Source organism: Streptomyces sp. NBC_00989, from assembly GCF_045162655.1.
In the GTDB taxonomy this organism is placed as follows: domain Bacteria; phylum Actinomycetota; class Actinomycetes; order Streptomycetales; family Streptomycetaceae; genus Streptomyces.
The window spans coordinates 1,768,735-1,780,849 of record NZ_CP108728.1 but is presented as its reverse complement, the minus strand read 5'-3'; the positions used below and the strand labels follow the sequence as shown (position 1 = coordinate 1,780,849).

Genomic DNA, 12,115 nt, shown 5'->3' with positions numbered 1-12,115 from the left:
CTGTTCAAAGGCTCCAAGAGATGGGAAACCAATGGCTGATCAGCAGCTGTTCCTGCGCTCGAACGTGATCGTCGAACCGCTGATCGACAGATTTTTCGCGTGGCCGTACACCACGGCACCGGTGCAGTCGGCGATGAACCTCGCATTCCTCCAGGTACCGCTGCTCGAGTCCTACCTGCAGTCCCCTCAGGTGCACGTGGCGGCCAGCAACAACCCCGACCTCCGCGGCGGCTACTTCATCAACATCCCGGAGGAGCGCGCCGACGAGGTGCGCGATCTGCTCGCCGCGATCAAGCGGGACCGCGCGCACATCCTGCGCTTCGCCGACGCGATCGTCGCCGGCCAGGAACTGCTGCGCGCCAACGCCACCGGCTTCGACCTCACCCCGCTGTACCCGAAGCTGCCGCCGGAGCTCGGCGGCCTGATCGAACTCGCCTACGACACCGACAACCAGGCGCAGCTGCGCTTCATGGAGCCGGTCGTCTACAAGAGCGACATCTACCAGGAGTCGCGGCAGTCGGTGCAGCTGTCCTTCGAGACCGGCATCGAGCGCCCCTTCGTCCTCAGCACTCCGCGCCTGCCCTCCCCGGACGTCCTGGAGCTCGACATCCCCTTCCGCCACGAGGGTCTCGCGGAGCTGTTCCGCACCCGCGTGCGGCCCACCACCCTCGGCCACCTGCGCGAGGCCCTCGGCCTCGACGACACCCAGGCCGGACAGCTGTCGCACATGCTCAGCGAAGGGCCCTCCCTCGCCGAGGACCGCCACATCGAGTCCGGCGGCCGCATCCGCTACTTCGGCCACGCCTGTCTGGTGATGCAGACCCCGCAGGCGGCCATCGTCACGGACCCGTTCATCAGCGCCGACAACACGGCCGGCGACCGCTACACCCTCGACGACCTGCCCGACTTCATCGACCTCGTGCTGATCACCCACGGGCACCAGGACCACATCGTGCTGGAGACCCTGCTGCAACTGCGCGGCCGCGTCGGCGCGATCGTCGTGCCCCGGTCCTCCCGCGGCAACCTGGCCGACCCGAACATAGCGCTGATGCTCAAGAGCCAGGGCTTCCCGGTGATCGAGGTCGACGACTTCGACGAGGTCGAGTTCCCCGGCGGCAAGGTCACGGCCACCCCGTTCCTCGGAGAGCACTGCGACCTCGACATCCGCGCCAAGTCCACGTACTGGGTGCGGCTCGCCGGCAAGAACGTCTTCGCCGGCGCCGACTCCTCCGGTATCGAGCCCTCCCTCTACCGCTACGTCAAGCAGGAACTGGGCGCCGCCGACTACGCCTTCCTCGGCATGGAGTGCGACGGCGCCCCCCTCACCTGGCTCTACCAGGCCCTGCTCACCATCCCGATCACCAAGAAGATGAGCAACTCCCGCAAGCTGTCCGGCTCCAACGCCGAGCAGGCCGCCGCGATCATGACCGAACTGGGCGCCAAGGAGGCGTACGTGTACGCCATGGGCGAGGAGCCCTGGCTCGGCCACGTCATGGCGACGACGTACACCCCCGACACGTACCAGATCAAGCAGATCGAGGAGTTCATGACCTGGTGCGCCGACCGCGGCATCAAGGCCGGCCATCTCTACGGCCAGCAGGAATGGCGTTGGTAGACATGGCACCCGCCACCCTCCGGAGAGCGGAACTGCACGCCAGCGTCAGCGACCCGGTCCTCGACACGATGAACTTCCTGAACGAGATCACCCACCGCTACCCCCGGACGGTCTCGTTCGCACCGGGCCGCCCGTACGACGGCTTCTTCGACGTCGAGGAGATCTTCCGGCACATCCGCCGCTACCTCGACCACCTGGAGGAACGCGGCGCCACACCGGGGGAGATCCGCGACGCGCTCTTCCAGTACGGACCGACGGGCGGGCAGATCCGCGAACTCGTCACGCTGTCACTGCGCGAGGACGAGGGCATCGACGTGCCGCCCGAGGCCGTGGTGGTGACCGTGGGCTGCCAGGAGGCCATCTTCCTCACCCTGCGCGCCCTGCTGGCGGGGCCGCGGGACACCCTGCTGGTCTCCAGCCCGTGCTACGTCGGCATCACCGGGGCCGCCCGGCTGCTCGGCGTCGAACCGACCCCGGTGACGGAGGGCCCCGACGGCTTCCGCAGCGCCGGTCTGGAGGCTGCGGTCGCCGCCGAGAAGGCGCGCGGCCGCCGCCCCCGCGCCTTCTACGTCGTCCCCGACCACTCCAACCCGTCCGGATCCACGATGCCGTTGCGGGAGCGGCACGCTCTGCTCGACCTGGCGCGGCGCGAGGACTTCCTGATCCTGGAGGACAGCCCCTACCGGCTGGTCAGCCCCGGTCGGCAACTGCCCACCCTGAAGTCCCTCGACCGCGACCGGCGTGTCGTCCACCTCGGCTCGTACTCCAAGACCCTCTTCCCCGGCGCCCGGGTCGGCTTCGCCGTCGCCGACCAGGTGGTTGTGGACGAGAACGGCGGGCAGGGCCTCCTCGCCGACGAACTCATCAAGATCAAGAGCATGGTCACGGTCAACACCTCGCCCCTGAGCCAGGCCGCCGTGGCGGGCATGCTCCTCGCCGCCGGCGGACGCACCTCGGAACTCAACACCGACACCTCGGCGCACTACGGGGAGGCGATGCGGGCCATCCTGAAACGGCTCGACGAATGCTTCCCCGAACCCGAGCGCAGCGCACTCGGCGTTCGCTGGAACGAGCCGGACGGCGGGTTCTTCCTCACCCTGGACGTCCCCTTCCCCGCCGACAACGCCGCCCTGGTGCGCTCGGCGGAGGACCACGGCGTCATCTGGACGCCCATGTCCTACTTCTATCCCCAGGGCGGCGGCGAGCACAGCCTGCGCCTGTCCATCAGCTACCTGACCCAGGCCGACATCACCGAAGGCACGGCCCGGCTCGCCCGGTTCATCACCGCCGAAGCGGCCCGGGCCCGCTGAAGCACCGCCTTTCCCTCCCGTCACTCACAGAAAGCGAAGTCCCGTGTCGACAGCACGACGTCTCATTCGCAGCAAGCCACGCATGTGGGGGTGGACCTTCCGATGACCGCCGACGCAGATCTCCACGACACCGCCCTCCTCGACACCCCCGTCACCACACCGTCCAAGGGCCTAGGCAGCCCACGGATCATGGGGGTCGGCACCGCCGTCACCGACCATTCGTACTCCCAGCGGGAAGTCCTCGACCTCTTCGGCATCACCGACCCCAAGGTCCGCTCGGTCTTCCTCAACAGCGCCATCGAACGCCGTCACCTCACCCTCCCGCCCCGGGACAGCGACGGCGCCGTCCTTCCCGAGGCTCAGGGCGCACTCCTCGCGAAGCACAAGCGGACCGCCCTCGACATGGGCGCCCGAGCCATCCGCGCCTGCCTGGAGAACGCCGGCCTCGACCTCGCCGACATCGACTACCTGTGCTGCACCACCACCACCGGATTCCTCACCCCCGGCCTCAGCGCCCACCTCATCAAGGCCATGGGCCTCCTGCCCCGCACCAGCCGCGTCGACGTCGTCGGCATGGGCTGCAACGCGGGACTCAACGCCCTCAACGCCACCTCCGGCTGGGTCACCGCCAACCCCGGCAAGGTTGCCGTGATGCTCTGCGCGGAAGCCTGCTCCGCCGCCTACGTCATCGACGGCAGCATGCGCACCGCTGTCGTCAACAGCCTCTTCGGGGACGGCGCAGCGGCCGTCGCGCTCACCGCCGACCCACCCGACGCCGCCTACGGCCCGGCCGGCACCCCGCCGGCACAGGACGGCCCCCGCATCCTCGCCTTCGCCAGCCACCTGATCACCGACGCCATCGAAGCGATGCGCTACGACTGGGACGACGACCAGAACAAGTTCAGCTTCTACCTCGACCCGCTCGTCCCCTACGTCGTCGGAGCCAACGCCGAGCAGATCGTCGACCGGCTTCTCACTGGCGCCGGCCTGCGGCGGCGCGACATCGCACACTGGCTCGTGCACTCCGGCGGCAAGAAGGTGATCGACGCCGTACGCGTCAACCTCGGCCTCACCCGCCACGACCTACGGCACACCACCGGCGTCCTGCGCGACTACGGCAACCTCTCCAGCGGGTCCTTCCTGTTCTCCTACGAGCGACTGCTCCGGGAGGGAGCCGCCCACGCCGGCGACTACGGCGTATTGATGACGATGGGACCCGGCTCGACCATCGAGACCGCACTGGTGCAGTGGTGACCACGGAACAGGTGAGAGAAGCGATGAAGAGCACCCCGACGGCCGCGGCACACCCCGCGTCCGAGGAGATCCCCCTGCGGATCGACGGGCGGCAGTCCCTGTCCGCCCACACCGTCGCCGCCGTCACCGCGGCCTGCGAGGCAGCCGAGGACCTCGACGGACGCGCCAGCGTCGTCGTACACGTCTCCGGCGCCCCGGGTGGACCCCTGCCGGACGGCCTGACCGTCTCCCTCGTCAGCAAGTGGGAGCGCGTCCTGCGCCGCCTGGAACGCCTGCCCGCCACCACCGTCGCCGTCGCCGACGGCGACTGCGGAGGCCCCGCCCTGGACGTGCTGCTGGCCACCGACCACCGCATCGCCACTACCACGGTGCGCCTGGTCGTCCCCGTCGAGGGCGGCGGGACCTGGCCGGGCATGGCCCTGTACCGGCTCGCCGGACACGGCACCCACGCGGCCCCCATCCGCCACGCCGTCCTCTACGGCACCCCCGTCAGCGCCGCCGACGCCCTGGCCCTGCACCTGGTCGACGAGCTGACCGACGACGTGCCCGAGGCCCTCCGGCTCGCCGCGGACCGCGCACGTGCCGTCTCGGGCACCGAACTGGCCATCCGCCGCCAACTGCTGCACGAAGCGGCCGGCACCAGCTTCGAAGAGGCGCTCGGCGCCCACCTCGCGGCCTGCGACCGCGTCCTGCGCCGCGCCACGACAGGAGCCGAGGCATGACCGCCACCGCGGAACCCACCGCACCGCACACCGACCCGGACGACGTCCGCGCACCCTTGCCCCGGGCCAGACAGGCCCTGGAACAAGCGGCACGCCACCACCGGACCCTGCTGGACGGCCTGCCCCCGCACGGCGAACGCTCCGCACGGCAGCAGACCCTCGCCACCACGGCCGCCGACACCGTCCGCGACCTGCGGGCAGCGTTCCTCGACACCCACACCGACGCGGTCTACGACGAACTCACCGACCGGCGCACCCGCCCCCTGCGCATCGACGAACTGGCCAGGGCCGCCGCGACCGCCTTCCCCGGCCTCGTCCCCACCGACGACCAGCTCGCCACCGAACGCGGCCGGCCACAGGCCCGCAAAGAGGGCCACGAAATAGACCAGGGCATCTTCTTCAGCCGCATCCTGCGCTCACCCCTGGCCGGCGCCCACCTCCTCGACGCCATGCTCCGCCCGACCCCGCGCGCCACCGCACTGCTGCCCGACTTCACCCGCACCGGCCGCGCCGACCTGGGCTCCGTCCGCCTCGAACGCACCGGAGCCGTGGCCCGGCTGACCATGTGCCGCGACGACGCCCTCAACGCCGAGGACAACGCCCAGGTCGACGACATGGAGACCGCGGTCGACCTCGCCCTGCTCGACCCGGCCGTCGAGGTCGGACTCCTGCGCGGCGGCGAGATGACCCATCCCCGCTACCGCGGACGCCGCGTCTTCAGCGCGGGCATCAACCTCAAAGCCCTGCACAGCGGGGACATCTCCCTCGTCGACTTCCTGCTCCGCCGCGAACTCGGCTACATCCACAAGCTGTTGTGCGGCATCCGCACCGACGCACCGGGCTGGCGGTCGGGGACCACCGACAAACCCTGGGTCGCCGTCGTCGACTCCTTCGCGATCGGCGGCGGAGCCCAACTGCTGCTCGTCTTCGACCACGTCATCGCAGCCGCCGACGCCTACATCAGCCTCCCCGCCGCGCAGGAGGGCATCGTCCCGGGCGCCGCCAACTTCCGGCTGACCCGCTCCGCGGGGCCACGCCTGTCACGGCAGATGATCCTCGAAGGACGGCGGATCTTCGCCACCGAACCCGAGGCCCGGGTCCTCGTCGACGAGGTCCACGACCGCACCGAACTCGACCTCGCGGTGGAACGTAGCGTGGAACGCCTGCGCGGCAGCGCGGTCCTCGCCAACCGGCGGATGCTGAACCTGTCCGAGGAGTCACCCGACGACTTCCGCCGCTACATGTCCGAGTTCGCGCTGCAACAGGCCCTCCGCCTCTACAGCTCCGACGTGATCGACAAGGTCGGCCGCTTCACCAACGCCTCGGCACCCTCAGCCGGGCGCACACCGTGATCGGCGGCGGGGACTCGGGCGTACGCTACGAGAAGGACGGCCGGATCGCCCGGGTCACCCTCGACCGGCCCGAGGTGCTCAACGCGATGAACCAGCGCATGCACCGCGAACTCGCCCTCGTCTGGGACGACATCGAGGCCGACGACGACATCCGGGCAGCGGTGCTGACCGGCGCCGGCGAGCGCGCGTTCACCGTCGGCCAGGACCTGCGCGAGCGGGCCCGGCTGGACCGGGAGGGCACCCCGCCCACCAGCTTCGGCAGCCGCGGACAGCCCGGCTCACCCCGGCTCACCGACCGGTTCGACCTGTCCAAGCCCGTGATCGCCCGCGTCAACGGCTACGCCCTCGGCGGCGGCTTCGAACTCGCCCTGGCCTGTGACCTCGTCGTCGCCGCCGACCACGCCGTGTTCGCGCTGCCGGAGGCCACGCTCGGCTTGGTCCCCGGCGCGGGCGGCGCCTTCCGCCTGGCCCGGCAGATGCCCCTGAAACAGGCCATGGGATACCTGCTCACCGGACGCCGCATGAGCGCCGCCGAGGCACTGCGCTTCGGCCTCGTCAACGAGGTCGTCCCGCTGCGCGACCTGGACGCCGCCGTGGACACCTGGACGGACGCCCTGCGGCGCAGCGCCCCGCTCTCCGTGCGGGCCCTCAAGGAAGCGGTGCAGCGGTCCCTGCACCTGCCGCTGGAAGAGGCCTTCACGGCGACGTACCCGTGGGAGGAGAAACGACGCCGCAGCCATGACGCCGTCGAGGGCCCGCGCGCCTTCGCCGAGAAGCGTGCTCCGGTCTGGCGCGGTGCCTGACGCGACGCCCACACCGGCACACCGGCACACCGGCTCCCGCGGACCTTCCATACCCTGGTGTCCGAGGCAGGCCCGGCCGCACCGCGCCGCAAGCGCTGTGGCCGGCCGCCGTTCAACCGCGCGGGCGCAGCGGTTGAACACCGGCCCCGCCCCCGGCCCACTCGGCAACGCTTGATCGCCGCCGAGGTGCGATGCCATCGTGAGCCGTGACGGAGCCCGCATGCTCCACCGAGCACGACACCCGGCCCGCGAGCCGGGACCGACGGGGGCCGAGGGCGGGGCGGCCACCCGGACCTCTCCGTGGTGACCGAACGGAGAGCGCCTGTTGCCCCCTTACGAGAACGGGCTCGACATGCCATTCGTGAACACCAACGGTGTGAGGCTCTCCTACCAGCGCTCCGGCAGCGGCACGCCGGTCCTGCTGATCATGGGCTCGTCCGCGTCGGGCCGGGTATGGACGATGCACCAGACGCCGGCACTGAACCGCGCCGGATACGAGACCGTCGCCTTCGACAACCGGGGCATCGCACCATCGGACGCCCCCGCGGGCGACTACCGCCTCGCCGACATGGTGGCTGACACCCGGGGCCTCATCGAGCAGCTGGGACTGGGCCCCTGCCACATCGTGGGAACGTCCCTCGGCTCCATGATCGCCCAGGAACTCGCCCTCGCCGCACCCGAACTGGTCCGCTCCGCGATCCTGATCGCGTCCCGGGCCCGCTCCGACGCCTTCCGGCGCGCCCAGAGCGCCGCCGACCGCGCGCTGCGGGAGAGCGGCATACGACTGCCGGCCGGCTACGACGCCGTGAAGACGGTCAGTGAGATGTTCTCCCCGACGACCCTCAACGACGACACCGCTGTCACGCCCCTGCTCGAGCTGTTCGAACTCACCGGCGGCGGCCACTCCTCCGCCGGCCAGGCCGCCGCCGTCGACGGTCTCGGCGACCGGCGCGCGTCACTGCGCGGCATCACGGTGCCGTGCCGGGCCATCGCCTTCAGCCACGACCTAGTCTGCCCGCCCCACCTGGTCGCCGAGGTGGCCGACGCCATCCCAGACTGTGACCTCGTGGAGATCGCGGACTGCGGGCACCTCGGCTATCTGGAACGCCCCGACGAGGTCAACGCGGCCCTGATCGAGTTCCTCGACAAGTACTGACCACGCGGCACCGTCCACGGCCCACGGACACGAAGCTGCGGGCCGGAACCGCGCGCGCCGCACACACGACCGCAGCGCACGCGCTCGCGACGTGCACGCGGTACGACGTGCACGCGGTCACGACGCGCACCTCGAACGTCGGCACCCGGAGGGAACGGCACGGCCCTCCGGACCACCTCGCGCAGGAAGGAAGACCTATGGCAGGGCACGGCATCGCGTACTTCGAGTTGTACGCCAAGGACAAGCAGCGGACCGCCCAGTACCTTGTCTCGGCCCTGGGGTTCGAGTGCGTGGCGGACTCCGTCGCCCCCGACCGCAGCTCCCTGCTGCTACGGCAGGACACCGCCTCCCTCGTCGTCACCTCCGGACCCGCCACCTGGGGCTTCCTCGACGCACACGGCGACGGCATCGCCGACATCGCACTGCACTGCACGGACGTCACCGCCACCGCGGAGCGGGCGCTGCGGGCCGGTGCCCGTGAGGTCGGCTCCGCACGCGGCAACCCGATCCTCGCGGGGGCCGGCGGCATGAACCACACCCTGCTGCCCGCCGGACACACCCCGGCGGGCCGGCCGGGCGGCCACCGCTGGGCGCGGCTCCCGCAGAGCCCCGCCCCCAGGACGCCCGCGGCCCCCCTCGTGCGGCTCGAAGGCGTGACGACCGGTGTCGGAGAGACCGACCTCCATGGCTGTGTCCGCCTGTACGAGGAAGGGTTCGGGCTGACCCCGCGCCGACCGCGCGGAGACAGCGCAGCGGACCCGACGCCCCGCGCCGTGGAACTCGCCGGACTCCAGAACGACATGGCCCTCACCCTCGCGGCCCCGGAGCCCGATACCGGCCCCCGCCACGGGACGACGCCGCAACCGCCCCCCACGCACCGCGCGGAGCAGCGACTCACCTTCCGCACGGACGACATCGCCCGCGCGGCCCGCGCACTCCTGGAAGCCGGGGTTGAGTTCTGCACACCGACACCTGCCGAACAGCCCGCAGGAGGCCCCGCGCGAGCCCATCTCGTGGGCACCTCAGCACACTTGGGCGACACCCTGCTCATCGAACTCGTCCCGCACGGAGACGGCCCCGACGCTCTCGGCGGCGAGGACCTCCAGGCCCTGTACGAGACGGTCGGCCGGCACGGACTGGCCGCGCGGTGAGCCACGCACCGCACCCACCCGCCCCGGGTCGACTCCCACCTCTGTGGCACCAGCACGCAGGCCCCGCCCCTAGGCGTACGCCTAGGGGATGACACGCCCAGGGGAGGACACCCTCCGACGGTCCCGGACGGGAGGGCGTGGCGCCGCGAAGGACACGGGGTCGTCACCGTGGGGGACGCGGTCCGGCGGGTGAGGAACCTAGCCTCGAACCGTCAACGGGCGCCCGGCCACGATGCCGGCGCGGTGACACGACCCGGAAGGACTGATGCGCAGTGGCAGACCACGGAAGGCCGGGTCGCGAAGGCGCCGACGGGCCGCCGACCGAGGCATCCGAGCTCCCCACAGCGGATGACCCGCGCGGTTCCGTCGTCGCGCTGCCAGGGCTCCGGCACTCCCGGGAACCGGGACCCGCCTCCCCGGTCGCCCAGAGTCGGCCACACCGGCCGGTGCCCCATCCGGAGGCCCCGGGACTGGACCAGCTCGTGGCACCCGGCGCCGTCTGCGTGGACGTCGGGGCCGGCTGCGCGCGGTGCATCGCGGCATTGAGGACCCTCGCGGGCCCGGACGGGCAGGTGCACCGTCTCGTGCCGGGACGCCCGGGTGGTCCACGGGCGGCCACCGTGGACGATCTCAGCCGGCGGAAGGACCTGACACGGGTCGACTTCATCCGGATCCAGTTCGGCGAGGACGAACTGGATGTCCTGCTCGGGGCGTTCGCGACACTGCTGCGCGACCGCCCCGCTCTGCTCCTGCGGTGGGGGCGCCGGCGCCCCCACCGGCGGCGCACGGCCGACACCGTCCGCAGCCTCACCGTCTCCCTGTCGTACATGATGCACGGCTGGCAGGAGGGCACCTGGCGACCGGTGACGGACGCCGTGCCCGGATGGGGCGGGTTCCTGTTCCGGCCGCAGCCGGTCCCGGGCCGATTACCCTGACGGAGCCAGCCGGATCACCCGGGGTCCGGGCTCCTCATCGGCGCGGCGAGCGGAGCAGGTCCGCGGCCGCAGGCGTGTGCCCCCTGCTCCCGCCCGGGCGGCCGTCCTCACCCGCTGGCGAGCAGCCCGGCCCGGAGACGCTCGTCCAGCTCCTGTGCGAAGCCGAGCCATGTCTTGGCGTACTCCCGGGCGAGACTCGCCACGGTTTCCCTGGAGTCGCCCGACAGGGAGGTGCTCAGCGCGGGCCATTCCTGCGTGGCGATCGCGTGCTGCTGGAGCAGCCGCAGCAGCAGCCGCCCTTCCTCCCTGTGACGCAGTGACGGATCACGCGACAGCTTGTCGAGCACCACTCCGGGATCCTGCGCCACCAGACGCATCCGGCGGTGCTGCTTACGCCCGGCCGGCTGGGGAGGCGCGGCGGCGGGCCGGCTCGCGGCCGGGCCCTTGTCCGCCTGGCTCCGGCCCCCCGAGCGCTCCGGGGCGGGCGGCTCGCCCGAGGCGAGACGTCTTCGGACGTCGCTGACGGTGGCCGGCGAGACGCAGGTGATCCGCGCCAGTTCCCGCAGGGAGGCGTCGGGACGTTCGGCCAGCAACTCGGCGACCCGGTACCGCGCCTCGGCGCTGTTGAGGGGACGGACCTTGCCGTCCTGGCCGACACGGGCGTTGAGTTGGGGCGTCTCGTCCATCCGGCGGCGGATGCCGGCCACGGCCTTGGCACCCAGACCCGCCGCCTTCGCGATCGCGCGGTCCGACATGTGGGGCAGGGATGCGATGATCCGGGCGGCTGCGGCTTTGCGTTCGGCGGGGGAGAGCGGGAGCCCGTGCATCGAATTCGCCTGCACGGCCCGCAGATACGCTTCTTCGGTCGTTCCGTCGAAGAACTCGACCTCGATAGTCTTCTGGCCGTTCGAGAGTGCCGCCAGATAGCGGTGCATTCCGTCGATGACCCGCATCGTCGGTCGGTGCACCAGCACGGCGGGTAAGGGTCCTTCGATTTCGGCGAGCCGTGCGATGTGCTGGGCGTCCACGCCCTCGGTACGAGGCGAGTCACCCCGCAGCAGCGACGCGATGGGTACGGTTGCGATCCGGCTGTCCGAAGTCCTGGAGTCGTACTCCGGTCTGGATATGGCCCTTTCACTTCCAGATTGCGTCAAGATCTACCCCCAGATTAATCAGTATCTCGGAACCGCTGTTCGTGGGTCGTGCCGTGCATGAGCCGGTTCGTGCCACGTACTTTTACGAGAACTTGGAGCAACGGGGTGAGCCGGACCGGTGTCTGTATGGCCATTAACGGTCGCCGGGTGGCCGACACGCGACCGTATGACGGTTGTCGGACGCTCTTCGGCATCCACCCTACATTCACATCTGCGCGACGACAGGGGGGTTTATTCGGAGCCAAATATTCCGTATTGCGCCCACTACGAGACGTGAGTATGCGGGCATCCTGAGTGAAAACAGCGGTGGAATGAGGCCCCCGAAAGGGTAGTCAACGTTTCAAAACGGTCGCTCCACCCATGTCCGGCGCACGTACCCCGGGAAAGCCCGGAATCCCAAGCGATGACGCCCCGACCGCGGGCGGGCAATGCTCTGCGGGGGCCGGCCACGTCTGTTCAAGTGCGGTCAGGACGCAGTTGAACGATCGGCGAATTCGATCACCGGCATTGATCAGACATGCGGCCTGGACCATAGTGAACTGGCTCCGCCTACGGCCGCCCGTGGACACGTCTTGTAAGGGATGACGGATGACCGACCCGTTCGAAGCCCAAAACAACTGCCGCCCCTGACGAAACCGGCAGTTGAATATCAAGCCTCCGCTC

General features: G+C 70.8%; 10 protein-coding genes. 9 read left to right on the top strand and 1 reads right to left on the bottom strand.

The features are described 5' to 3' along the window. Positions 1-31 precede the first annotated feature (31 nt). From OG714_RS07775 to OG714_RS07735, 9 genes are all read left to right on the top strand, one after another. Positions 32-1,615 carry an MBL fold metallo-hydrolase gene (locus tag OG714_RS07775; protein ID WP_406119516.1) on the top strand — a complete coding sequence of 528 codons (1,584 nt, stop codon included), beginning with the start codon at positions 32-34 and terminating at the stop codon, positions 1,613-1,615. A 2-nt stretch (positions 1,616-1,617) separates the two neighbouring features. After that, positions 1,618-2,925 (top strand): PLP-dependent aminotransferase family protein, encoded by a 1,308-nt coding sequence (locus OG714_RS07770; RefSeq protein WP_393763843.1) that lies wholly within the window; start codon positions 1,618-1,620, stop codon positions 2,923-2,925. Between the two features lie 189 nt (positions 2,926-3,114). Continuing rightward, entirely contained in the window at positions 3,115-4,179 is a 1,065-nt protein-coding gene (dpgA, locus tag OG714_RS07765; RefSeq protein WP_406131751.1) for a 3,5-dihydroxyphenylacetyl-CoA synthase DpgA, read from the top strand. Positions 4,180-4,202: 23 nt separating this feature from the next. Further along, a complete protein-coding gene (gene dpgB, locus OG714_RS07760; RefSeq protein ID WP_406119515.1) occupies positions 4,203-4,901 on the top strand; it encodes an enoyl-CoA-hydratase DpgB in 699 nt (232 codons plus the stop codon). Further along, entirely contained in the window at positions 4,898-6,253 is a 1,356-nt protein-coding gene (gene dpgC / locus OG714_RS07755) for a (3,5-dihydroxyphenyl)acetyl-CoA 1,2-dioxygenase DpgC (protein ID WP_406119513.1), read from the top strand. Before dpgB ends, dpgC begins: the two co-directional genes overlap by 4 nt. Beyond that, on the top strand, positions 6,250-7,056 hold the full coding sequence (gene dpgD / locus OG714_RS07750) for an enoyl-CoA-hydratase DpgD (RefSeq protein ID WP_393763837.1): 807 nt from the start codon (positions 6,250-6,252) through the stop codon (positions 7,054-7,056). The genes dpgC and dpgD overlap by 4 nt, the downstream gene beginning before the upstream one ends. Before the next feature lie 352 nt (positions 7,057-7,408). Further along, positions 7,409-8,212 carry an alpha/beta fold hydrolase gene (locus OG714_RS07745; RefSeq protein ID WP_406119511.1) on the top strand — a complete coding sequence of 268 codons (804 nt, stop codon included), beginning with the start codon at positions 7,409-7,411 and terminating at the stop codon, positions 8,210-8,212. A 197-nt stretch (positions 8,213-8,409) separates the two neighbouring features. Continuing rightward, on the top strand, positions 8,410-9,363 hold the full coding sequence (locus OG714_RS07740) for a hypothetical protein (RefSeq protein ID WP_406119510.1): 954 nt from the start codon (positions 8,410-8,412) through the stop codon (positions 9,361-9,363). Positions 9,364-9,809: 446 nt separating this feature from the next. Continuing rightward, a complete protein-coding gene (locus OG714_RS07735; protein ID WP_406119509.1) occupies positions 9,810-10,298 on the top strand; it encodes a hypothetical protein in 489 nt (162 codons plus the stop codon). A gap of 107 nt (positions 10,299-10,405) precedes the next feature. On the opposite strand, the gene OG714_RS07730 is transcribed toward OG714_RS07735, so the two are convergent. Next, positions 10,406-11,272, bottom strand: a complete 867-nt coding sequence (locus OG714_RS07730; protein WP_406119508.1) for a transcriptional regulator — start codon at positions 11,270-11,272, stop codon at positions 10,406-10,408. Positions 11,273-12,115 lie beyond the last annotated feature (843 nt).